The organism is Desulfosporosinus burensis, assembly GCF_054657535.1.
This window is the reverse complement of the sequence record NZ_BAAHYN010000001.1, coordinates 274,079-295,678: the sequence shown is the minus strand read 5'-3', so window position 1 is coordinate 295,678 and position 21,600 is coordinate 274,079. Positions and strand designations below refer to the sequence as shown.

Here is a 21,600-nt window from a genome sequence, read left to right as displayed (position 1 = left end):
TTTGCTTTTATTGCCAATCCAGATAGTATTGCCATGTCCATCCCCCTCTTGTAATTAGATCGTTGTTAGACGCTGTTCTGGTTCTTCAGAGCATCCTCTAAAGCAACCCTCAATTTTGAAAACCTATATTCAAAATTAACACATTCATCTTTCCACCTCCGAAATGGCGTCTAACGTTAGGCGGCGGACTATGCCCCTTTATTCAGAGACGACCAGGGACGGGAGTCCCTTTGAACTTCCCCCGAACTGTATTAATGCACTAAATACGAATATTATGTACTAAACTTTAGCTATCAACTAAAAAGTTATCCTAAATTAAGCCAAATCAGTCGACGTTATTTGAAAATATCTTCCATCCAGAGCGCAGCAGGCTATTCTCTCTGTCCTTGCCTATCTAGCGAAAAACTACCCCTTACTCGGGACGTGTCGACAAGCGTATGCCGTAATACTTTCTTTAGATGAAATCGACCAGTAGAGCCAGCACCCTTCTGCCTCCGTCTTCTTGCTAATCATTTTTGGGAGTATCGCACCCAGGAAATACTCTAATTGTTGCTGCATTGTTTTAAAGTTCTTTTCCCACTCCAATGAAAAATTATCATTAGAAATGTTGCAACGAGAGCCATAACCGATCCGTAATAAAACGGGGCCTGATTATTGACATTATCATAAAGTAAACCTGCAATAACACTGGCCGGAAGGAGTGTAATACCTACAATACTATTGTATAGTCCAAGGCCTGTGCCGCTCTTATTTTTGTCAATAAGGTCTGAAACCATTGCCTTCTGAACTCCATCCGTTGCCGCACTGTAAAGACCATAGAAGGCAAATAAGAGAATAAGTACAACTGGACTGCTTGTTCTGCCGAAGCCAAAATAGATCACTGAATAAAGGAGATAGCCAAAGATGATCAATCTTTCGCGGCCTATTTTGTCTGATAACATTCCTGCTGGAATCGCGAAGAGCACAGAAACTGCATTAAAGATAAGATAGATCATGGGAATAAATGAATCGAGAATTCCAATATCACTAGCTTTGATTAGGAGCAAAGCATCTGTCGAGTTACCTAGGGTAAAAATAAAAATAATAACCATAAACGCATAATATCGAGGTGAAAAGTCCTTTAGAGAAATTTTTCCCAGGCGCTCTGTTTTATCTCTTTTTGCCTCTTTCACAAAGAAAATAATCGAAGCCAAGCCTAATAAACCCGGTATAGCAGCCAAAAGAAATACTTTACGATAATCTCTGGGAAAAAGAAGTAAAACTCCGGTAGCCAAAAGAGGTCCTAGGATTGCCCCACTATTATCCATCGCTTTATGGAAACCAAAATTTTTCCCTTTTGTATTCGCTTCCGACGAACCTGCAACTAAACTATCTCTGGGAGCCGTTCTAATTCCCTTCCCAATTCTTTCAGTGAATCTAACGATTAGAACTTGCAGCGGAGTCGTCACAAAAGCAAATAAGGGTGAAAGCAAAGCTGTAAACGCATATCCGATAATCATAAAGGGCTTGTTCTTTCCAATTTTGTCACTCCACCAACCAGACAAAGCTTTAAGAACCGAGGCCGTACTTTCTGCTATACCTTCGATTAATGAAAGTTCGGTTTTCGTCGCGCCAAGGGTCATTAAAAACAAAGGCATGATCGCATAGATCATCTTGGTTGCCGTATCCGTAAGAAAGCTGGTCAATCCCACAAAGAAAATATTTCGTTCGATTCCCAGTATTTTTTTACCTTCTTTTTCATCCTTCATGAAGCTCCCACTCCTGTCATTATCAGTTTACGTTTTGGTTATGTTGAAAAACTAACTCGCTATACTTTTCGAAAGCTTCGCCGATCTGCTCCTGTTTTGTCCTTGCACTATCTCCCTCAGAAGCATGAAATAAATCCCGTGCTTCAATCTTGTGAAACCAAGATATCAGCTTTTGTAGTTCTTCCTCTTCCTCTTCAAGCTCCGCGAAAGTGAACTTTTCAATGGAGATTTCCTTTTCTATTTCCTTAAGATATTTCTCACTTTCATCAATAAATTCGCTATACTCTTCATCTCGAATTGTATTGAATGTTGTGATTATCTTTTCTTCGTATCTCTCATCCGCACATACGCTTTCCATCAGGAGAGCATCTCCACTCTTATCTTCGATGTCTTCGGCTAATCTCGCTAAGGCAGAGTAATTCTCTTCATTGCAAGGCAAAATCCACATGGATTGGTGGAGATTCACAGCTCCTAATTTTTTTAGTCCACGCCAGGTTGCAACCCTATATCTTGAGGGTTCTGTGGGTAGATTATAATTTAAGACTAGCCATTTCCCTTTTTCCATAAAGCAATACTCCTTTGTAATATTCGTTACACTCACATATTATCACGTTGTAATATTCGTTACAATATCAAGCTTTTTTAAAAAGTGTTAAAAGCTGCTTTTGTTAAACACGTTTAATACGCTTCAATAAATACTCTTCTACTTTAGAATATAAGCCTCTTATTTTTTCGCATAATAAACGCCGGAAAGTGAAGTTTACTACCAACACGATCAAGTAGCTTCCAAGCACATCCATTGGATAATGAACGCCGACATAGACTCTTGAGACACCTACGAGTAAAGATAAGATAATCAATATTGCCCCAAAAACTTTATAGCTGTTATTAATCCCCAACGCTATACTCATTGTTCCTAAAGAATGGTCACTAGGGAAAGAAGCATCTGGAGCATGGGGTGTTAGTAAATTAACATGATCAGTGACAAAAGGTCTTGGTTCATAATAAAATATGCCGATTACAAAGCCTAAAAATAAACTCATTAGAGTTATGGCCAATGCATCGACTGCTGCATATCTAAACATTTTATCTTTACGATAAACTCCATAAAGATAGAGTGCTGTAAGTGCAGCCACAAAGAAAAGTGGACTATAGTTTGAAAACAAAATCATGATCTCGTCAAGCGTTCCATTCACCTGGGCAACCCCGTTAATTGCATTAAATACAGGTACATTCATAAACATTTATCCATCTGCCCCTTTTGATTATTTTCGGTCATGTCTATTACACGTTAAAAAAGGAGTTAGGTTGCAAAACCTAACTCCTTTTTAACCTTTATGAATTTTGACTTACAAATATTAGGGTGAAGGTAATATACCAATTCTGGTAAGTTTTCAGTATAAGGGTACCTGAAACTTATATACTAATACCCCCTTTGCCCTCATCCTTATGAGTAGCCCATTGACTCCCAAGCTCAAAGAAGTACAATACAACTTTTGAACAAATAAGTCCTACGATAATCCCTCCGATTATATCTGAAAGATAGTGAACGAAGAGGTACATCCTCGAAAAAGCGATCATCAAAGCCAAGGCGATCACATAGCCTCTGTATTTCTTTACCATCCTCACAAGTATTCCTGCCGCTGCAAACGCGGAAGTAGTATGTCCTGATGGGAAGGAATAGGATAGAGGCTTTGTGATAAGAAGCTGAACTGTTGGATCAGCTATAAAAGGCCTTGGCCTTTGTATGAGATGCTTCAATAATCCCTCACCTAAAATCGAGCTTAATATTAATGCACAAATGGTCATGAAGCCAACCTTTCTATATTTGGGAGTAATCAATAAGCCTATAGATATTAGAATCCAAATGAGTCCCATATCGCCCAAGGAAGTGAGTATAATCATTAACTTATCCATAAAAGAATTGTGAAAGAAGTTATTATTAATAAAGTTCAAAAACACCAAATCTAAACTCTGTATAACGGTCATGCTTTGTCTTCTCCGATCTTCAGTTTTTGCTTCATAAGTCCAAAAACTGCTGGCATAATCGAAATGAAGATTATGGCAAAGATAACTAACGAAAAGTTATGTTTAACCACAGGCAGGTTCCCAAAATAGTAGCCTACCAACGAAACCAAGACCGCCCAAGACAGCGCGCCAATTATATTATAAGAAAGGAATTTCATATATCGCATTTCCCCTATACCAGCGACAAAGGGAGCAAAGGTACGAATAATAGGGATGAATCGGGCTATGATGATCGTTACAGCTCCGTATTTTTCGTAGAAATCACGTGCTTTTAACAAGTGCTCCTTTTTAATCAATTTAACATTTTCCATCTCATAGATCTTGTGACCTATCGATTTACCAATGGCATAGTTAACGGTATCTCCGAACACTGCAGCTATACTTATGATCAAAAGCAATAGCTTAATATCCAGGGAACCTATCGCCGCAAAGGCACCTGCCGCAAATAAGAGCGAGTCCCCTGGGAGAAACGGAGTGACTACCAACCCTGTTTCGCAAAAGATGATTAAGAATAGGATCAAATAAGTACCATAGCCATAGTTCTGAATAATCACACTCAAATACTTATCAAGATGAAGTAAAACATCAATGCCATAGTTTATAAAATTCACGTTTCATTGCCTCCTCAAAATCGGTCAACCTTGCTCCCGCATCGACTGCAATAGTTATCCTCTTTACTGATCATCGCCTTGCAATTATGACAAGATTCATTAATCTCGCTCCCACAATTGCTGCAGAAAGAATTGAACTTGCTCTGCAAAGCTCCACACTTGTAACAGGTTAGATTATTTTGTTTATAGATCAGATAAACAATAAACCCAACCAAATTTGTAATTAAAATCAGTAATCCCCATAACGAAGCATTCAACTTCTTTCTACCCGCATCTTTGTAGACCCAAAGAGCTAAACCTATCCAGTAGATTGCCATGATCAATCCTAATACCACCCCTGTAATTTCAAGGAGTCTTTCCGCATAGGGTATGGGATTTACCGTCCTTATCATAAGAACTTTGCTTTGAGTGCTTCTGTCCATTAAATAGTTCAGTAAATAGACCTCTTTCGAGGTAAAATCCGCTTCGTAAGACAATTCATCCTCAATAGACTGCCTTACCTGTTGATCATTTGGAATATAGTCTTTGTTTAGAATCATGTTTTCTTGTTTAACAACCTTATAAAGTTGATCTGGATTGTCTCTGTCCTGGAGGTATCCACTGCCCACTCCATACGGTATCAATTGTAGCTTTGTCTTGTCGCCGATAAGGTTATTATAGGCTTTAAAAACAATCGTTTTATCCTTATCCAAAACAACCACATTATTGATATCCTTTGAGTCAGAGGCTAACTTCTGTAATTGGGTTTTTAACTTATCGGTCACACCCTCTTTGGCAAAGGTATCGGAAACTCTTTGATAATCTATGACCATGAAAATTTTATCCATCGATACATACGCTATGCTCGATAAGCAGAGTAGCAAAAGTACCCCCGAAATGACAATATAGGTTATAGTTGCCTTTTTAAAGTTCAGCTTACGGATGAACTCCTCCAGCCTATTCATCGCGATATACCCCCTCTATTAAAATTAAGCACGAAAGGTGTTAAAAGAGATAAGGCCAAAGCCTGATAAATCAAAAAGATCCATAAGAAATTTAAGTTAATGACATTAAACAAGGCTTGTAATAAAAAAGAAAATAAAATAAAGAGACAGCTTAAAAAGAATATCTTTTGTAATTTCGTTTCCTTCTGTTTTTCTTTAAGCTGCATACACTTCAGATCGAGCTCCCTGTCCAATAAAGCTAATAAAACGGCTGTCGCCCTTTGATCAATTTCTTTTATATTCATCTTTCATCACCCTTCTCTAATAATTTTCTTAACCTAACAATACCGTTATGAATCCTGCTTTTTACGGTTTTGGCTTCAAGATTGAGCTGACCAGCAATTTCCTTCAGGGTTAGACCTTCGATATATTTCAACTTGATGGCTATTCTTTGTTCTTCAGGTAAATTTTCCACTTTCGCTAAAATTCCTTGCCCGTATAACTTATCAATAACGATATCCTCAACCTGGATATTGACATTTTCTACATTGAAGTTTTCAGGAAGAGGAACATTCTGCTTGAGCCTTTTTTCTTTTCTTAAATAATCAATATAGGCGTTTTTGGCAATCGCGATAACGTAGGTTGAGAACTTCGCCTGACCAGCCGTGTCAAATTTGTCAATATTCCGGATAACCTTTATAAAAGTTTCCTGGGTTAAATCCTCGGCAGTCTGTTCATTATCGGTTGTTTTTACGAGGAATTTATAGACTAAAGGGTGATACTGGCTTATCAATAATTGAAATGCTTCTTTGTCCCCTCGCTGACACTTTTTTATTAAGTTGCTCTCCTCCACAATTCACGATCACCTCAATCTTCGGCCAGCATTAGGGTAATATGTTCTACTTTGGATCACGCGGGATTTTGGGTAAGACACGATAAACTTCCATCACCACAATATTTAAAATTAACCAGACTCCACCAAAAACATAACCAGCGACAGCATCACTCGGATATTGTATCTTTAAGAAGATGACCGTTAGGCCCGTGACTATACAAACACCTAATGTCATGATGAACAGCAATGTGCCAATCCACCTGTTTTTGGCATGACGCAATACCATAAACGAGGCAAAGCCATAGACAACTACGGCTAATAAGGTTTCTTGACTGGGAAAGGTGGAGATAATTCCACTCGGACCCACGCGATGAAAAATAAGTCTCAATCCCACTTCCAATAGCGCTCCCCCAAAAACGGTAATGAAAAGAAACCCTGTTTCCAGAAGTCGATTCCTGCCTTTGAGGATAATCCACGTCAATATCAGCAACGTCAAGGCAAGCAACACTTCCGGAGCCGTTGAAAGCTTAAACAATCCCATTACAGAGGACCAGTTTTCTGGAAAGATCAAGCTCACTAAATACGTAACAACTGTATCAAATTGGCTAAATTCATGGGCTAAAAGGTCCTGAATGAGTCCAATCAAGACAATCGATAAGCCAAAAAAAATTGCAGCAACTCCAACGATAGCTACTTTTATCTTCCCAAGAGAATGAAATATTTGGATTCCGTTTTCTAACGATTTAAAGATAAAGTCAATGATGGATACCTTATATTTCCGATAGAAATAGATACATAACAAAACGATCGCAAGAACAATTCCACCTATAATCAGATATTTCTTAATCGCACCGTGGAATTTTTCCCAATTCGATCCTAAAATCTTGCCTAAGGAAATAAAAGTACCTGTCCAAATAAAAGCACCAATATATGCATTTAAAGCAAATTTTTCATAAGGGATCTTGGCAATTCCTGAAAAATAGCCTGTAATATGCCTTACCCCAGGTATAAAGTAAGCAATAACCAGCAAACCATTGCCGTACATTTCAAACCATTGTGACGTCTTCTCCAATTTATCTGGCCCTAAATGAATGTAAGAACCGTATTTTTGAAAAAATGGAGTCCCTAAAGTGCGGCCAATAAAGTAAGAAATCGTAATGCCCAATATAACTCCCAGGGTTGCAACAATAATACTGATCCCCAAATTTAACTTTCCTTGAAATACAAGAAACCCACAGTAGGTCATTAAGGCTTCCCCTGGTGTCGGAAAAGCTATAAGTTCCAGCATGAGTGCAACAAATAATACGATATATCCATATTGATTGAATAGATCCGTTATGAAATTCATTTTAACCTCCTGATGAGTCAACTTAACTAACTCTCTTTATAGGCTACCATTTTCTGGTGAGCCATATTCTATTTAAGCCTTTAATGATTACACGTTTATAATCAGAAAAAGTTTTAGCTTATTCGTAAATAATATCTCATTTATTCAATGAGATCACAATAAAAGGCCTCCATCCGTAAAAATGGGTGGAGGTCTCGTTTATATTGGAGCGTTTATAGTTTATTCTAATCTTGCTTACTCTGGTGCTTGCGCAGTTCTATCCAAGAGGTCGCTACAATAGCCACCAGCGAAAGACATATGACCGTGATAGTCCCAAGGGTGGTTAGTTTTGATATGCTTTTATCCTTCAGACTGATTTGCTCTTTTAATTTCGTTATAGCTCGATTACTGCCTCAATTTTTAACTTCTGTTACCAAACAACTCCTTAAACCGTTTCACAGCATATTTGCCGATATCACTCAACCATTTCCACAGAGTATCAATTGGCTGCTTTTTGCGTAAATAAACCTTGACAATCAACAAAAATATAAGTAATACGAATCCCGCAATGACTAATACAACCGCAACCGGATTTTCTTCATACATTGCAATGGCAAAGAGTTGCACCGTTGCCCCATATCTCGTTAGATAGTTGTTTGCAGGTGAGGGCAATTCCACGATTGTGGCTGTATTAACATCAATTTTTGCAATCATATAGTGGTAATAGCTGTTTTTGGTTAATAGCTCTGCACCTGCACCGCCTGAAATCAGATAGCGCACACCATCTTTAGTGTATTCCAAATAGCTATGGATATGGGATAAATACACGGTATCTACATGGTAGGCACTCATAAGATTTTCAAACTTTACCGCTTCCTGTGGGTCTTGGAAGCCATGCTCCATATCCTTGCTTTCATTGTAATTATCTAATTTCTGCTCCGCCCAATTTTCGCCGCTTTTCACTGCGTTTACATAGTTTGGAATTTCATTGGCGGTTACACCGCTTCTTGGGTCATGGGGTGGTATATGCGTAATAACAAAAATGCGTTTTCCCTGGGCCTTTTTCAAATCCTTTTCTAGCCATGTGTATTGTTCGTCTGTAATCGCCTGTTTTTCAGACCATCCGGGAGATGAATCCAAAAACGCAAAATGGCTATCTGCAAAATCAAAGGAATAATACGCCGGGCCATACAGCATTGTATAGGTGCTGCGCCCATTGCCACGAATATCGTGATTGCCGAGAGTTGTGGAGAGGGTTGTGGAGACTTTTGATACCGTCTGGTCAAACAGTCTATATTGGTTCGGTTTTCCACTGAACACAAGGTCCCCATTGTCAATAACAAACACAGGATTTTCTCCATTTATCTGCTGGATAATCTGCTCAAAGGTATCATAGCCATCCCTATTATCACCGAGGATGATGTATTTATATTTTCCTGTGTTGTCTGCGTCGCTTGGCTGTACCGGTTCAATTTTTATAGTTTTCTCGGCACTCACTGCAATGCTTAACTGTAAGGTGTTGACCGTCTCCTTCGTCATGGGTTGGTTATTACCGCTAATGCTCTTTACATAAAAATCAGGGTTTATATTTTCAATCAATAACAAGATGTCAGCAGCATTACTACCCTTTACTTGTATCGTCGGTAGGGGGGATAATGCTCTTATGACAAGGCTTTCAGTACCATTTTTACCCTTTTGGATGCCTTTTACAAAACCGCCATAAACTGTGACCTGAGCATTCTTCATTTGATAAGTTGAAGACGAGTCATCGGGGTTGAATTGAAGTGGAACACTTACAAAATCGTTACTGATTTCATAACTACTTATGGTATTGTAGATAAACGTACCAACACCTACGACAAGACATAAACATAAGATAATTATTGTAAAATTAATAATCTTTTTTATTTTCATTTCATACCCCTTTCTTTGTCTCCCGCTCCTTATTATATTCTTCATTACTTTATGGAAAATTAAACATGTCTACCATTTCTATACCAATTATAGTATGGTGCGAGAATAAGATTCTCTGAAATAGAGCCAAAAAAATAATTTTTGCCGCTATTCTCGACGGTAAAAATCACATTAAAGGATTCAGCAATGCTGATATTCGAAGGATTATCTATCCGCGTAGCATGCAGTATAACCCCCGCCTAGTTGGTAAAACAACTCGGCTTCTAGCGAAGTTGAGAGCCCATGGGTTAATTGCGAAAATCCCTCGTTCGTATCGCTACAGACCCACGGCAAAAGGTATTCGAATCATGTCGGCAATACTTCGAGTAAAGAAGAAGGAAATTCCCAGCCAATTCGATGCTGCATAACTTATCCGTTTACCAATTCTTTGGTAAAAAGCTTGTTTTTTCTTTATTGTTTTTGAGGATAATTACATAAATATCAAATATAAATTTTTTCAACGAACTAAGCTGCTACCATGTGGGCGGCTTTTTGTATTCAAAGTTAATAAAGATCTGTAACTATATCTCTTAGAAAGGATGTGATACCCATGCCGATGGTGGCAACACAGAGGCCCTACACCCTGTTTGTTGTGCCCGATGACGAGCCGACAAATCCGCGCGAAGAATGGGAGAATTTCGGTACAATGGTTTGCTTCCACAGGCGGTACACGCTGGGCGACGAACATCACTACGACGACGCGGAAGAGTTCTTTCAAAAACTGGTGCAGGAGAGTATCCCGGATCAAGATGTTATTTCCTATATTAAGAATGGCAATGTGGATGGTTTGAAGTTGGAATATAACAAGTCCGCTCATGAATGGGAGCTTAATTCTTACGCTGATTTTTTCAAGAAGTGGTATACCGAATATACCCTCTCCGAGCCGATAAAAGGCAGCGAAACCGAACTGAGCGAAGCGATCCTTGAGCAAATGCAGTGGCAGGACTTGAAAACACTATCTGAAGAAGCATATTGTATTCTTCCTGTCTATATGTACGACCATAGCGGCTTGACAGTAAACACGACTGGGTTTAGCTGCCCTTGGGACAGCGGCCTCTTAGGGTGGATTTATGCTCCCCACGATAAGATAAAGGAGGAATTCGGAGAGGTCACGCCTGAAACCATTAAAAAGGCTGAAAAGTTATTGGACGGTGAAGTAAAAGAATATGACTACTACCTTACCGGCCAATGTTATGGCTTTAAGTTGTACGAAAACGCCGAGGAAGTGGATAGCTGCTGGGGGTTTATGGGCAATTTCAGGGACGTGCAGGCCAGTATCAAAGAGCACCTGCCTGATGAGTGCAAGGATATTGTGGAAATTCTGCAAGAACGTTGGGACAACGCCAGCGTGGAGGACATCCTGGAGGAAATTCAGGAACATGAAGAGAAGGACGAGCTTGATTGCGGCTTGGATGATGAGCTTGACGATGAAATGGAAATGTAAACGGGAGGGATAGTGTGCAAACAATTCATTTGATTTTCAACTGCAACCAGTGGAAGGAATACGCAAGCGGCAGACTGATTGCCGCTACCACCGATGCGGAAGCGATGTATGCAGTTATCGGCGGTGAAATCAGGGCGGGCAATATGGATTATGACAGCGAAACCGCTACGGTCGGCTTTATGAAATTCAAGGAAGATTATGCAAACGGCGAAGTCAATCTGTCCAAGCTTAATTACGGCATGGTCATCGAAACCTGTAACGCACAAACCAGTGAGCCTCAGAGCCTGCCGGAGCACTGCGCCGATATTCCCCGCCTGTTGTCGGAAAGTGAACTCGCCTCGGAGCCTGATACCGAAATTGAAGAAGAACTGGAGGTGGACTAATGGCAACAAGTGTCAGGTTCCAGCTTTATGAAAGGAAGGAGGAATATAATGTCTGAAACAAATCTAAGCATTTTCGATAAAGCAATCGCAATCATACACAACACGCAAGACGGCAATCTGCTCTGTCCAACTCATTTAAAGCTTACCGAAATGGCTGTGAACGGTTTTTTGAATGACAGAGGCATCGAGGCATTTAACAAGCTGTATGAGGAAGTTATAAGCGGCGAATATAAACAGCCGTTTCTTCACGGCGTCGAACACATGACGCAGGACCATGAGGGATACATCCTGTTCAAAGGGAAAGCAGTTGAGCATTATTCAAGCCCGTGGATACATTCACTTGACGCCAGAAATTCGCTTTTAAAGATTCAACAGCAATGCCTGTTTCTGGAGAGTAAGGGCATTACACCTGACAGTATGAACATTGTATGGCGCTGGAAAGATGATAACGAATTCGGCGAGTACCAAAAAGCAAAGTTAGACGATTTGATTACCGCAGATAACAGTAAAATTGTATTTTCTGAAATCACCCTGAACAACAACGATAGTCAGATTGTAACCTTTTTTATACCTGGAAATCCCCATGACACGATGATTTATAACACAGATGATTACATCGACTTTATGGAGCGCCACTGCGACAACGGCGGAAAAGACTTCTTTGTTCAGTCCCATACCTTTTCCTATGGTAAAGGTGAAGAACGGGAAGCAGGAGAGGATGAGATGAAAATCATCCTCTCCTGCTTCAATTATCTGAAAGGCAAAGACCTTTTGAAAGCAGAAGCCGTCAGTGAATATGGCTCAAAGGGATACAGCCGTTTTTATGAAGATGATCCCGAGCTTTCAGAGGAACAGGAGGAACAGGATGAGTACGATGATGAGATTTGAGAATGTGGATGTGATAGACACCCTGCGGAAAATCATGCAGCACAACACTGAGCATTATCAATCCGATTTTGAGTTTGACGTCGAAAGGCTGCAAAGAGCCGTGGAGGACAGCCGCGGCAGCCGACATTTCCTGTGGCTGTCCCGAGGGTTCGGCACCTGGTGTTTTGAAGAACGGGACGTCTATATCCGAAACACCCACGCCTTTAACACCTGGGACTACTATAATCATTCCAGCGAAAACGTAAAAGCCTTCGCGGTAGAGATCGAAGCCTTGCAGGACAAAACTGTCGTCGGCCATGTTTTTGAGCTGGACTACAAAACGCATATCGAGGATGTGCGGAAAAACTGCTTCAACGCACAGGCGGTTGAGGCGGTTTTCAAGCATCCCGACAGCAGCAACGGATACATCCGCAGGTTTGACATCGACGAGTACAACACTAACTGGTACAGCATCGGCCAGCGTTACGGTGAGATTGAAACCCTGCGCTATGAGGTGGGTGATGAACAGCGGCTGCAAGATGTTCTGTGCAAAGCAAGGCAGATACGAATATTAAATACCACCGCCGGAATCCTGGACGAATACCTTGCCGCCATGGTAAAGGAACGCTTCCACAGCTACGGCTACACCCATGACGATATGGTATTCACCACACCCAAAGACGCCTTTGACTCTCTGGAGCATAAGGTTCCTGTTTACATGCTGTCCAAAGACAACATCAGGGAACCTGTCACCAGCACCGATGAAATCAGCTATCATATCTTTCACAAGGGTATTTTTGGCATGGCGACGGAAGACAAACGGCTGCTGGAATATCTGTTGGCTCTGCCTGAAAACCGGGCAGAGCTTTTTAATCGGACAGAGTTAAATCAGATTTACACCCTGGTCATTGCCGCCGGACAATCGGGCGACCTGGATAAAACTGCGCTTAAAACCCTGGAAGCTATCGTATATAAGCTGGACAGGGTGCTTCCTGCCCCTCTTGAACCTGCGGAAAATGTGCGGGAGATTGATCACGAACTGGAGGTGTGACGCAGCCTATGGCACAAACGGCAACAAAACCCCTTCGCTTCACAGAGGAACAGATCGAACAGGCCAACCGGGTCAGCCTGGTGGAGCTTGCCCAGCAGTACGGCTTTAAGCTGGAAAAGGGAGGGCGCAAAGCCTTCCATGCCCAAAATTCCGGCGGTCTCTACATCTTCAAGGACAGCAACCGCTTTTACCACTGGACCTCTAATTCAAAGGGCGGTGCCATTGATTTTGTGATGAAGTATGACGGCAAAACCTTTACCGAAGCGGTGGCACAGCTAATTGGTGAAAGCTACGAGCCGTATGTCCGGGAGCGTATCCCCTACGTAAAAGCAGAAAAAGGTCCCCTTGTCCTACCCGACAAGGCCGCCAACTTCAAACGGGCTTATTGGTATCTGGTGAGTATCCGGGGAATTGCACCGGAGGTTGTCTCTCTGCTGATGAACGAGCGAAAAATCTACCAGGAAGCGAAATACGGCAACTGCGTATTTGTAGGCTATGACAGGGACAAAAACCCGAAATACTGCTCCATGCGGGCGGCCCGCACGGAAAGTAATTTTAAGCAGGATAAAGAGAATTCCGACAAGAGCTACCCCTTCTATGTGGAGGGCGAAAGCGATACCGTCATCGTTTCCGAAAGCCCTATCGACCTGATGAGCCATGCCACCCTTGCCAAAATGCACGGTATGGACTGGAAGCAGGATCACCGCATATCCCTCGGCTGTACCTGGGACGGCGCCCTGGAGAGATACATGAAGGACCACCCTGAAATCAAAAAAATTGTCTTTGCCCTGGACAACGACTATAACGCCAGGGACAAGGACGGAAAACGGGCTCCCAATTACGGACAGGTGGCGGCAGAAAAATACTGCGAAAAATACGGCGAACAGGGCTATGCCTGCGCCATCCACCGGCCCCACCTCAAAGATTTCAACCAGGACCTGACGGAGACCCGTAAAGGCAAAAGTCCGAAGGAACTGGACGCCATGCGGTTTTCCATTCTGGAAGCCGAATTTGAAAGCGAGGCACGGGACGAGCCGGAGGAAGAATCGGAGGACGAACTGGAACCCTGACTAATTTTCTTTTCATTGGTACACCTCTTCCCCATTCGGGGAAGCCCGAAACGAAAAAAACGAAGGTCGCAAGACCCTCGTTTTTTTCAGTTAAGGCAGGAATAGATTTGTTGAACAAATCGTTAAAACGGCTTGCCGACAGTGTCGGCAACGTTGTTAAAACCCTATATAGATTGTTAGTTTTTTGTTAAAGCGAAAGGCGGTGTTCATGGAACGCTGGCAGTTGGTACAGCGCCAGAGTCTCCCGCTTGAAGCAAAGATAATATTAACAGAGCAAAGAATCCGGGAGTGGGTGGATTACTATGGCATTTACGGAACCTATGTAAGCTATTCCGGCGGCAAGGATTCCACTGTTCTCCTGGATATTTGCCGCCGCTTGTATCCGTCCATGACAGCAGCGTTTTGCGATACGGGTCTGGAGTATCCCGAAGTGCGGGAGCATGTAAAGCAGATGCCCAACGTGGAATGGTTGAAAGCTAAAGTCCCTTTTAAGGAAGTTTTGCAGAAATATGGCTATCCCATTATCTCCAAGGAGTATGCCGACTATATCCACCGGCTGCAGCGTTCGCCGGACAATGAGGCGATCCGCAATAAAGTGATTAACGGGATCTGCGTCAGCGGACGGCCAACCAGTTTTAAGCTCCCGCAAAAGTGGCATTATCTCATTGACAGCGGAATTAAAATCAGCGCGGACTGCTGCGGAGTAATGAAGAAATCGCCGCTGAAATCGTTTGAAAAGAAAAACGGCGTGTTTCCCATTCTTGGTATTATGGCGGCTGAGAGCAAACGCCGGGAACAGAATTATCTGAAAGACGGCTGCAACGCCTTTCAGCTCAAGCGGCCCCAGTCCCGCCCCATCTCCATCTGGACGGAGCAGGATGTTTTACAGTATATCGTCATAGAAAAACTGCCCATTGCTAGATGCTACGGCGAAGTCGTACCGGCAATCGGGCAGCATTCTTTATTTGACCCTCCAAAGCTGGAAACAACCCTGTGCAAGCGTACCGGCTGCATCTTCTGCGGTTTTGGCTGCCATCTTGAGAAAGAGCCGAACCGATTTCAACGGCTGAAAGTGACGCACCCGAAGCTGTGGAAGTATTGTATGAAGCCTGTGGAAACAGGCGGGCTGGGGATGAGGCCGGTGTTGTTTGCCTATGGCGTAAAAATCGAATAAACCAAAGGAGTTTTCACGATGATGGAACAAGAACCTGCAATCAAGCAGAAAGACTATGAAAGGGCTTCCCAACTTTTAGGGAGGCTCTTTGACGTTGATTCGGATATTACGGAACAAATCAACAGATGCCTCCTAGATTACGGAGCCAATGGATTTTTCAGAAACCTTGGGACCTTCGATTTTTCAGAAGATGTTTTTGAAAAACTGAAGGCTGTCAGAATGGTGCTGTTTGGAATGGGCGAAGAAGCAGTACCCGATTTACAAAAGCTTGAAAAGCCGGAATGGGGTGCATAACAGTGAAGAAAAACTATGATGAGGCTCACGCCTCCAGCTTCATAAAAAGTATCACTCGCCTTACGGGAATTGCCGAAAGCAAGCTGAAAAAATACGCCGCCGAAAACAATCTCTTTAACGTGCTGGAGCATCCCAAGACCATTGACCCTAATAAACAGCAGCTTGAAAAAATCCATGTCCTGAACGAATTTATCTCTATTTATCGGCTTCTCAAGCTACAGGAGAATGAAAACAAGCTGGTACTTGATTCCTCTAAGGTGGCGGGAGAATACTTTGCATCCTTATTGGGCGGCATTAAGGATAGGGAGAAGTTTATGGCTGCTTTTCTGGATACCGGCAACAACATCATCGAGACTAGGATCTTCTCCGAGGGAAGCATTGGAGAAGCAGCCGTTTATCCGAGAATGATCTTGAAAGCAGCCCTTGACTGCGATTGCACGTCCATCCTCCTGGCACACAATCATCCTGGGGGAAGTCGGATTCCGTCAATTCAAGACAGGGATATCACCGAAAGACTGATATCCATTTTTGCGCCGCTCCAGATCAGCGTATTGGACCATATTATTGTCGCTAATAGCCAATATCACTCCATGGCCGAGAAGGAGGGTATGCCGCAGCCCTCCAGGGATGTAAGCTACGATGTTATTCCTCTGGATAACAATAAGGGGCTCGGGGAGGATAAAGCAGATTTTCATGCAGACATTTCGGATTTTGATGAATCAGACCTGGATGAGTTTAATCTAATAGAACCGGACGACCAGGAAGATGAGGACGAATGGGAGCTTTGATTGACTAACAATAAGGAAAGGAGCGTGTCCTATGGCAAAAGCCAGCAAACAACAGGTCGAAAAAATCACCACGTCCATCTATCTTACAAAAAATATGTGCGATGAAATTGATAAAAAGGCGGACCGGGAGCATATTTCCCGCAACGAGCAAATCCGCAAGTATATAGAAAAGGGCCTGGCGATTGAAAGCTACGAGGAAAACATCGACTTCATCACCGCTATTATCCACCAGGAAATCGACGTGTCCATCAAGGCGCTGGGCAATCGCCTGGCCGGGATGATCAACCGCATGACCATTATATCGGCGGCAGGCTACTACGCTAATATCGCCCTGATTGCCGACCTCATCGACACCGACCGCTATTCCTCCTTTGAAAAAATCGAACGTCTTGCCCGAAAACGCGCCCTGGCCTATGCCAACCTGAAAAGCGGCGACGCGCTCAAAGCCTTTCTGGATGACGAGGAAATGAAAAAGGCGGTCAGCGAGCTCAAGGGAGGGACCCCGGCCTATGTCGATTTTGATGTATAAGCAGCGGTTCAGAAACCCCAATTACCGGAAGACCCCCAAATGCAACTACGCCCATATCGGCTATATCGCCACCCGCCCCGGCGCCTCCAAAAACGAGGAAATGCGGCACGGGCTGTTCGGCAAGCTTTCCCCCGGCGAGCTGGTGGAGTTTGAAACCTGGCAGGAAGTCGCCAGAGAAGTCCGAGAGCTTTCCTACAAGAAGGTCAACATCTTTCGCAGCATCATTTCCTTTGCTCCCGAAACCGCCGCGGAGTTGGGGCTAAACGACCACAAGGCATGGGAGCAGTACATCGAGCGGCATATCCAAACCTTGTCACAAAAAAACGGCATCAGCGTAAAAAACCTGTCCTGGGTATGCGCCCATCACAACGAGCGAAGCCATCCCCATAGCCACGTTGTCTTTTGGGACAAAAACCAGAGGGTGATGAAAAACTACGTCCACCCCAAAATCCCCGACAGCATCCGCATACAGCTCATCAAAGAAACCTTTGCGGATAAGATCGAGCAGTATTGCAGGGCGAAGGACAAAGCCAAAGGCGACATCAAGGCCGTCACCGATGAATTGGTATCCGAATTTGATGAGTACGTCAAGGCGGCCCATCCGAAGGAATACAAACGGTTAAAGGAGCTGGTGGGACGGATTGACGCGGACGAACTGGGCGCGGCTCCCCTGGACGGTATCCTGGGAGACACCGATTTAACCCCGCTGATTGTCAGATTGTTCGACCTGAAAGATAAAATGCCGAAGAAAGGCCGCCTGTATTACAAGCTGCTGCCCGAAGAAGTCAAAGCGGAGGTCGACGCCTTTGTCGAGGAATTGAAAAACGGCAACGAGTATATCCGCAAGATGATTGACGAATACGCGGGTAGCAAATGCGCTCTGGCAATGCTCTACGACACCGACCCGGAGAATACGGAAAAACACCGGCAAAAGGCAGTCAAGGAAGTGGAAAAGCTGGTTGCCAACAAACTGCTGGGCGTAATCAAAGCCATGCTGAACAAGGAACGGGAATTGTCCCATATGGAGTATACTGAGGCGAGGAAGCACTACTGTACCGAGCAGATGATCTGTGAAATCCTGATGATGCTGGAACAGAACATCGTAAGCCTTGATATGGAATATGGCGACAAGCAGAAAGCCATGAGCACCGAGCTTTCAAAAGCGGCAAAAAAGGAATGGTACTTGCAGCATAAGGACAGGGGCATGGAACGGTAATAAAGCTTCAATGAATCAAGATAAAATCTATAGAAAAACTGGAACTCTAAGGCACTTGGACAAAGAACCACTCTTTTTCGATTATTTTATTATGGGAGATGAGGACATGGATAGGGAACTTCAAGCGATATTAAAGCCCTATGACATATGGGATAATGACGTAGATGAAGAAACGAATCTGCGGGCAAAGGAAGCACTACATGATTTTTATAAAACTTTATTAAAACGAAAACCGGCAACAAACTATGAAAAAGATAATATAGCGCATTTTCGATATCTGCATTTTTTTGTAGACATTAAAAAAGCATTTGAGGAAGACAAGTATTTGAGAGTATGTAATGAATTGCTTTCCCTCATGCATTATGTACCTTTTTTCCAGAAAAGAGTTTATAATAATACCGTGAAAATTCTGGAAACCTTTTTACAGATAGAGGAGAACGATAGATGTTAAGAAGCTTTTGGGGAAAGATTCTTGGTAAAGAAGATGTGCAGAAACCGGAACAATCTGGCTGGGAATTCAATTATGCCATGGACTTTGTACGGCAAACCTTACAATATGAGCAGAGCAAACAGGATCAGATTATCATCTTGGAATATATGTTGGGAATCATTAAGGAAGACTTGAAAAATGATTTACTGACGACAATTCTCTATAACAAAGAGAACTTCGATAAGAAAATCAGTCATCCATTTCCCATATATTATGAAGATGAAGCAGGAAACAAAATCTGGGCTAAACCAGATGAAGAGAAAATGAAAAAGGTTGATTTAGCGAATGACTGCGTTTTGGTTTTAGCCTGGCATAGGGATAGAATGAGAAATATCATAAAAATTATAGCTAAGAACTCATTTGAATATATTAAAGGAAACCATTTAGCGTATTATTATACGGGTGTAGATCTATGCTTTGCATACAATGGCACTCACTCTATATCAGCAGGCATTGGGCATAAAAAAGGATTTATTGAAGCAAAAACAGTTGATATAATTCCAATGTTAGACCATGTTTACACGGATGGGGACTGCTGGTACAACCAGCACAACGGGAATAGGCTCGGAGAATTATATGACTTCCGGGTGGGGGTTATTTATGAGATTTCCAAGATAAAATACAGGCTCGAAAATGAAGAAGATACTGCCGAGCTGGGATGAAGCCAATCCGCCAAAAAGACAGAACAAAAAAGGAGATGATTTCCAGACAGATCGCAGGAATAACTATCACGAGTATCTGAATGTGATCTTTACTGTAAAAACATGGCAATGTATAATGACTGTAAGAATATCTTCTACTTGTGGCGACAAGACTATCTCATCCGGAGAGGTCCAGGTTGATCTGCTGACAACCGGTGCTTTGAGTGAAAGCTTCTTAAAAAAATTCACGGTGAAGAAGTGTTGCTCTATGCTGAAGAAGATAGCATTGCTGTGAGTAATTTCCGGAATTGATTGTGGATTTAAAACAGGCTTTGGAAAGTAGCTGATTTGATAGAAATGGGGGGCTCAAAAATGCACACGCCAACAACTATCAATAAAATAGTTGCCCTATTGGCAAATAAAGCGAAAGAAATTGCTAGCGATAAACTTGTTAAAGTTATACTATACGGTTCCTATGCGCGTGGCGATTATGAAGAATGGTCGGACATTGATGTCATGGTCCTTGTCAATGGCGATGATCATACAACTAAACTTTTTGAACAGGAGCTGTGGAAATACTGTAATGATTTAGAACTAAACTATGATGTTGTCCTATCCGTCATAGTAAAGGACTATAATCATTTCCAAAACTGGAAAAATGTATTGCCTTTCTATGCAAACGTGCAAAACGAGGGAGTTGTAGTTAATGCCTGATTATAGTAAAGAAGAATTATCACGGTATAGGCTGCAAAAGGCTAAAGAGGATTTAGAAACAGCAAAACATGATTTTAGTGCCGGTCATTTTTTAGCCTGTATAAACAGGGCTTATTACTCCATGTTCCACACCATTCGCGCCTTATTGATTCTCGACGGTATGGATTTTAAGAAACACTCTGCAGTTATTGCAAATTTTCGAAAGAACTATATTAAAACCGGTGTTTTTGACTCCACCTACTCCAGCATGATTGGGGATGCCAGCAGGCTCAGAGAGAAAAGCGACTATGATGATTTTATACAAATCAGCCAGGAAGAAGCAAAAAGCCAGATTGATAACGCGGTAGCTTTTTACAATACCATGCAACCTTTCATCATGCAGAAAACAGAGCAAAGAGAGCTAACGGCGGATCAGGCAAATGAAGAAGAAATGGAACGATAAATTTTTAGACAATTGAGACAAAAGTGGATGGTCAGTACGTCAACAAAGTTCCTTGGCTCACCATTATGAACCGGTGATCATCTTTTATCTTAACGACGATACCCCGATCCTGGCCTTCACCACCACAGAATATGCCCTGGCGTAAAAGCCGGGGTATTTTATTTTTCTAAAAACCTGAAAAACCGTGAGAGCAATTGCGAAAGGAGTGATACTTGCCATGAAAGAACTGAGCGAACCGCTTTTTAGAGCGTTTGTCAGGAGGGTGCAGAAGCTGGGTTATACGGACTTGAAAAATATGACCCAAAGGCTTGAAAAGCTTGTTGTTGACATGCAGCTCAAGAATCGGAGCTTGAACAGGAATCCGAAAACGAATTGGAGGTGTGACCATGCGCAGCAAGATTGATTTTTACAAGCAGTTTTTTGAACAGCTTTCAAGACGGGGCTTTGAGGTGAAGCGTTCCGATTCCTCCGACTACCTTGCCGACATCTACTATAAAAAGCAGCTTATTGCCTTTTACACCAAAGCCGACACCCTTGAGAAAAATCCCTTTGTAGCGGTCAAAGACAAGGTTTTGAACCTCATCAACGACACCGCGAGGACCACTGCGGTCAGAGCCGGCATTTGCTCCGAGCGCCCCTACACCGACGCCAATGAAAAACTCCCCAACGGCTCCTACAAGCTGGCCGAGTACAACGGCGCGGTGCTGGCCTGTAAATTCCACCATCTGTTTGACTATGTGTTTTCCACCTACCGCCTAGCCCCCGAAAACGACCAGGCGGTGCAGCGGCAGTTTTTCTACAACAAGGAGGCCGCCACACAGGATTTTGCCATCCGAAGCGGTTTGGTGGACGAAAAGGCTCTGTTTTCCGAAACTGAACTGATGGTGCTTCACTCTAACCTAGTAAAGCTGACGCTGCTGGACAACAATCTTGCCAATGACGACATGATTTTCGTCGGGCAGATGATTGACAAAATCGAGGACATTGTGCCCGAACTGAAAGGCAGGGACTATGACTTCGACTTTGAAGGCGAATTCCGGCAGGACATGGATGCGGAGATTGGAGGGTGAAG

27 protein-coding genes are annotated in these 21,600 nt (G+C 42.7%); 17 read left to right on the top strand and 10 right to left on the bottom strand.

Annotated elements, in window-relative coordinates; genetic code table 11:
* Positions 1–542 precede the first annotated feature (542 nt).
* The 10 genes from ACYQ3Q_RS01675 to ACYQ3Q_RS01630 all read right to left on the bottom strand — a co-directional run bounded on the left by ACYQ3Q_RS01675 (position 543) and on the right by ACYQ3Q_RS01630 (position 9,386).
* Positions 543–1,748, bottom strand: coding sequence for an MFS transporter (locus ACYQ3Q_RS01675; RefSeq protein WP_459926939.1), 1,206 nt, complete (start codon positions 1,746–1,748; stop codon positions 543–545).
* A 22-nt stretch (positions 1,749–1,770) separates the two neighbouring features.
* The gene (locus ACYQ3Q_RS01670) at positions 1,771–2,313 is read right to left on the bottom strand and encodes a Chromate resistance protein ChrB (protein ID WP_459926938.1); all 543 of its coding nucleotides are present in this window, start codon (positions 2,311–2,313) and stop codon (positions 1,771–1,773) included.
* A 103-nt stretch (positions 2,314–2,416) separates the two neighbouring features.
* Positions 2,417–2,992: an undecaprenyl-diphosphatase gene (locus ACYQ3Q_RS01665; RefSeq protein WP_459926937.1), complete on the bottom strand. Its 576-nt coding sequence runs from the start codon at positions 2,990–2,992 to the stop codon at positions 2,417–2,419.
* A 172-nt stretch (positions 2,993–3,164) separates the two neighbouring features.
* Positions 3,165–3,737: a phosphatase PAP2 family protein gene (locus ACYQ3Q_RS01660; RefSeq protein ID WP_459926936.1), complete on the bottom strand. Its 573-nt coding sequence runs from the start codon at positions 3,735–3,737 to the stop codon at positions 3,165–3,167.
* Positions 3,734–4,387, bottom strand: coding sequence for a DedA family protein (locus ACYQ3Q_RS01655; protein WP_459926935.1), 654 nt, complete (start codon positions 4,385–4,387; stop codon positions 3,734–3,736). The genes ACYQ3Q_RS01660 and ACYQ3Q_RS01655 overlap by 4 nt, the downstream gene beginning before the upstream one ends.
* Before the next feature lie 14 nt (positions 4,388–4,401).
* Complete coding sequence (locus ACYQ3Q_RS01650) at positions 4,402–5,331, bottom strand: zinc ribbon domain-containing protein (RefSeq protein WP_459926934.1); 930 nt, start codon at positions 5,329–5,331, stop codon at positions 4,402–4,404.
* Complete coding sequence (locus ACYQ3Q_RS01645) at positions 5,328–5,615, bottom strand: hypothetical protein (protein WP_459926933.1); 288 nt, start codon at positions 5,613–5,615, stop codon at positions 5,328–5,330. Before ACYQ3Q_RS01645 ends, ACYQ3Q_RS01650 begins: the two co-directional genes overlap by 4 nt.
* The gene (locus ACYQ3Q_RS01640) at positions 5,612–6,163 is read right to left on the bottom strand and encodes an RNA polymerase sigma factor (protein WP_459926932.1); all 552 of its coding nucleotides are present in this window, start codon (positions 6,161–6,163) and stop codon (positions 5,612–5,614) included. The genes ACYQ3Q_RS01645 and ACYQ3Q_RS01640 overlap by 4 nt, the downstream gene beginning before the upstream one ends.
* Before the next feature lie 46 nt (positions 6,164–6,209).
* Entirely contained in the window at positions 6,210–7,493 is a 1,284-nt protein-coding gene (locus ACYQ3Q_RS01635; RefSeq protein WP_459926931.1) for a VTT domain-containing protein, read from the bottom strand.
* Between the two features lie 399 nt (positions 7,494–7,892).
* The gene (locus tag ACYQ3Q_RS01630) at positions 7,893–9,386 is read right to left on the bottom strand and encodes a metallophosphoesterase family protein (protein WP_459926930.1); all 1,494 of its coding nucleotides are present in this window, start codon (positions 9,384–9,386) and stop codon (positions 7,893–7,895) included.
* Between the two features lie 589 nt (positions 9,387–9,975).
* Here ACYQ3Q_RS01630 and ACYQ3Q_RS01625 point away from each other — a divergent pair.
* The 17 genes from ACYQ3Q_RS01625 (at position 9,976) to ACYQ3Q_RS01545 (ending at position 21,598) form a co-directional block, all read left to right on the top strand.
* Entirely contained in the window at positions 9,976–10,869 is an 894-nt protein-coding gene (locus ACYQ3Q_RS01625; protein WP_459926929.1) for a hypothetical protein, read from the top strand.
* Positions 10,870–10,883: 14 nt separating this feature from the next.
* Complete coding sequence (locus tag ACYQ3Q_RS01620) at positions 10,884–11,252, top strand: hypothetical protein (RefSeq protein ID WP_459926928.1); 369 nt, start codon at positions 10,884–10,886, stop codon at positions 11,250–11,252.
* A gap of 48 nt (positions 11,253–11,300) precedes the next feature.
* Positions 11,301–12,140, top strand: coding sequence for a hypothetical protein (locus ACYQ3Q_RS01615; RefSeq protein WP_459926927.1), 840 nt, complete (start codon positions 11,301–11,303; stop codon positions 12,138–12,140).
* Positions 12,118–13,170 (top strand): hypothetical protein, encoded by a 1,053-nt coding sequence (locus tag ACYQ3Q_RS01610; RefSeq protein WP_459926926.1) that lies wholly within the window; start codon positions 12,118–12,120, stop codon positions 13,168–13,170. Before ACYQ3Q_RS01615 ends, ACYQ3Q_RS01610 begins: the two co-directional genes overlap by 23 nt.
* Positions 13,171–13,178: 8 nt before the next feature.
* Positions 13,179–14,240 (top strand): DUF3991 domain-containing protein, encoded by a 1,062-nt coding sequence (locus tag ACYQ3Q_RS01605; protein WP_459926925.1) that lies wholly within the window; start codon positions 13,179–13,181, stop codon positions 14,238–14,240.
* Between the two features lie 208 nt (positions 14,241–14,448).
* Positions 14,449–15,414 carry a phosphoadenosine phosphosulfate reductase domain-containing protein gene (locus tag ACYQ3Q_RS01600; RefSeq protein ID WP_459926924.1) on the top strand — a complete coding sequence of 322 codons (966 nt, stop codon included), beginning with the start codon at positions 14,449–14,451 and terminating at the stop codon, positions 15,412–15,414.
* An 18-nt stretch (positions 15,415–15,432) separates the two neighbouring features.
* Positions 15,433–15,708, top strand: coding sequence for a hypothetical protein (locus tag ACYQ3Q_RS01595; RefSeq protein WP_459926923.1), 276 nt, complete (start codon positions 15,433–15,435; stop codon positions 15,706–15,708).
* Between the two features lie 2 nt (positions 15,709–15,710).
* A complete protein-coding gene (locus ACYQ3Q_RS01590) occupies positions 15,711–16,496 on the top strand; it encodes a JAB domain-containing protein (protein ID WP_459926922.1) in 786 nt (261 codons plus the stop codon).
* 31 nt (positions 16,497–16,527) lie between these two features.
* Positions 16,528–17,025 (top strand): ribbon-helix-helix protein, CopG family, encoded by a 498-nt coding sequence (locus tag ACYQ3Q_RS01585; RefSeq protein WP_459926921.1) that lies wholly within the window; start codon positions 16,528–16,530, stop codon positions 17,023–17,025.
* On the top strand, positions 17,006–18,241 hold the full coding sequence (gene mobP3, locus ACYQ3Q_RS01580) for a MobP3 family relaxase (protein ID WP_459926920.1): 1,236 nt from the start codon (positions 17,006–17,008) through the stop codon (positions 18,239–18,241). Before ACYQ3Q_RS01585 ends, mobP3 begins: the two co-directional genes overlap by 20 nt.
* A gap of 10 nt (positions 18,242–18,251) precedes the next feature.
* Positions 18,252–18,692, top strand: coding sequence for a hypothetical protein (locus ACYQ3Q_RS01575; protein WP_459926919.1), 441 nt, complete (start codon positions 18,252–18,254; stop codon positions 18,690–18,692).
* The gene (locus ACYQ3Q_RS01570; RefSeq protein WP_459926918.1) at positions 18,686–19,393 is read left to right on the top strand and encodes a DUF6710 family protein; all 708 of its coding nucleotides are present in this window, start codon (positions 18,686–18,688) and stop codon (positions 19,391–19,393) included. Before ACYQ3Q_RS01575 ends, ACYQ3Q_RS01570 begins: the two co-directional genes overlap by 7 nt.
* Complete coding sequence (locus ACYQ3Q_RS01565) at positions 19,365–19,667, top strand: hypothetical protein (protein WP_459926917.1); 303 nt, start codon at positions 19,365–19,367, stop codon at positions 19,665–19,667. Before ACYQ3Q_RS01570 ends, ACYQ3Q_RS01565 begins: the two co-directional genes overlap by 29 nt.
* Positions 19,668–19,744: 77 nt before the next feature.
* The gene (locus tag ACYQ3Q_RS01560; protein ID WP_009613742.1) at positions 19,745–20,086 is read left to right on the top strand and encodes a nucleotidyltransferase domain-containing protein; all 342 of its coding nucleotides are present in this window, start codon (positions 19,745–19,747) and stop codon (positions 20,084–20,086) included.
* Entirely contained in the window at positions 20,079–20,528 is a 450-nt protein-coding gene (locus ACYQ3Q_RS01555) for a HEPN domain-containing protein (protein WP_459926916.1), read from the top strand. Before ACYQ3Q_RS01560 ends, ACYQ3Q_RS01555 begins: the two co-directional genes overlap by 8 nt.
* A 217-nt stretch (positions 20,529–20,745) precedes the next feature.
* On the top strand, positions 20,746–20,931 hold the full coding sequence (locus ACYQ3Q_RS01550) for a hypothetical protein (protein WP_009613747.1): 186 nt from the start codon (positions 20,746–20,748) through the stop codon (positions 20,929–20,931).
* The gene (locus ACYQ3Q_RS01545) at positions 20,915–21,598 is read left to right on the top strand and encodes a hypothetical protein (RefSeq protein ID WP_459926915.1); all 684 of its coding nucleotides are present in this window, start codon (positions 20,915–20,917) and stop codon (positions 21,596–21,598) included. Before ACYQ3Q_RS01550 ends, ACYQ3Q_RS01545 begins: the two co-directional genes overlap by 17 nt.
* Positions 21,599–21,600 lie beyond the last annotated feature (2 nt).

Bases quoted from the DNA above. Each gene is read 5' to 3' on its own strand.
- ACYQ3Q_RS01675 (WP_459926939.1), bottom strand. From the start codon at position 1,748: ATGAAGGATGAAAAAGAAGGTAAAAAAATACTGGGAATCGAACGAAAT.
- ACYQ3Q_RS01670 (WP_459926938.1), bottom strand. From the start codon at position 2,313: ATGGAAAAAGGGAAATGGCTAGTCTTAAATTATAATCTACCCACAGAA.
- ACYQ3Q_RS01665 (WP_459926937.1), bottom strand. From the start codon at position 2,992: ATGTTTATGAATGTACCTGTATTTAATGCAATTAACGGGGTTGCCCAG.
- ACYQ3Q_RS01660 (WP_459926936.1), bottom strand. From the start codon at position 3,737: ATGACCGTTATACAGAGTTTAGATTTGGTGTTTTTGAACTTTATTAAT.
- ACYQ3Q_RS01650 (WP_459926934.1), bottom strand. From the start codon at position 5,331: ATGAATAGGCTGGAGGAGTTCATCCGTAAGCTGAACTTTAAAAAGGCA.
- ACYQ3Q_RS01645 (WP_459926933.1), bottom strand. From the start codon at position 5,615: ATGAATATAAAAGAAATTGATCAAAGGGCGACAGCCGTTTTATTAGCT.
- ACYQ3Q_RS01635 (WP_459926931.1), bottom strand. From the start codon at position 7,493: ATGAATTTCATAACGGATCTATTCAATCAATATGGATATATCGTATTA.
- ACYQ3Q_RS01630 (WP_459926930.1), bottom strand. From the start codon at position 9,386: ATGAAAATAAAAAAGATTATTAATTTTACAATAATTATCTTATGTTTA.
- ACYQ3Q_RS01625 (WP_459926929.1), top strand. From the start codon at position 9,976: ATGCCGATGGTGGCAACACAGAGGCCCTACACCCTGTTTGTTGTGCCC.
- ACYQ3Q_RS01615 (WP_459926927.1), top strand. From the start codon at position 11,301: ATGTCTGAAACAAATCTAAGCATTTTCGATAAAGCAATCGCAATCATA.
- ACYQ3Q_RS01610 (WP_459926926.1), top strand. From the start codon at position 12,118: ATGAGTACGATGATGAGATTTGAGAATGTGGATGTGATAGACACCCTG.
- ACYQ3Q_RS01605 (WP_459926925.1), top strand. From the start codon at position 13,179: ATGGCACAAACGGCAACAAAACCCCTTCGCTTCACAGAGGAACAGATC.
- ACYQ3Q_RS01600 (WP_459926924.1), top strand. From the start codon at position 14,449: ATGGAACGCTGGCAGTTGGTACAGCGCCAGAGTCTCCCGCTTGAAGCA.
- ACYQ3Q_RS01595 (WP_459926923.1), top strand. From the start codon at position 15,433: ATGATGGAACAAGAACCTGCAATCAAGCAGAAAGACTATGAAAGGGCT.
- ACYQ3Q_RS01585 (WP_459926921.1), top strand. From the start codon at position 16,528: ATGGCAAAAGCCAGCAAACAACAGGTCGAAAAAATCACCACGTCCATC.
- mobP3 (WP_459926920.1), top strand. From the start codon at position 17,006: ATGTCGATTTTGATGTATAAGCAGCGGTTCAGAAACCCCAATTACCGG.
- ACYQ3Q_RS01575 (WP_459926919.1), top strand. From the start codon at position 18,252: ATGAATCAAGATAAAATCTATAGAAAAACTGGAACTCTAAGGCACTTG.
- ACYQ3Q_RS01570 (WP_459926918.1), top strand. From the start codon at position 18,686: ATGTTAAGAAGCTTTTGGGGAAAGATTCTTGGTAAAGAAGATGTGCAG.
- ACYQ3Q_RS01565 (WP_459926917.1), top strand. From the start codon at position 19,365: ATGAAGAAGATACTGCCGAGCTGGGATGAAGCCAATCCGCCAAAAAGA.
- ACYQ3Q_RS01560 (WP_009613742.1), top strand. From the start codon at position 19,745: ATGCACACGCCAACAACTATCAATAAAATAGTTGCCCTATTGGCAAAT.
- ACYQ3Q_RS01555 (WP_459926916.1), top strand. From the start codon at position 20,079: ATGCCTGATTATAGTAAAGAAGAATTATCACGGTATAGGCTGCAAAAG.
- ACYQ3Q_RS01550 (WP_009613747.1), top strand. From the start codon at position 20,746: ATGAAAGAACTGAGCGAACCGCTTTTTAGAGCGTTTGTCAGGAGGGTG.
- ACYQ3Q_RS01545 (WP_459926915.1), top strand. From the start codon at position 20,915: ATGCGCAGCAAGATTGATTTTTACAAGCAGTTTTTTGAACAGCTTTCA.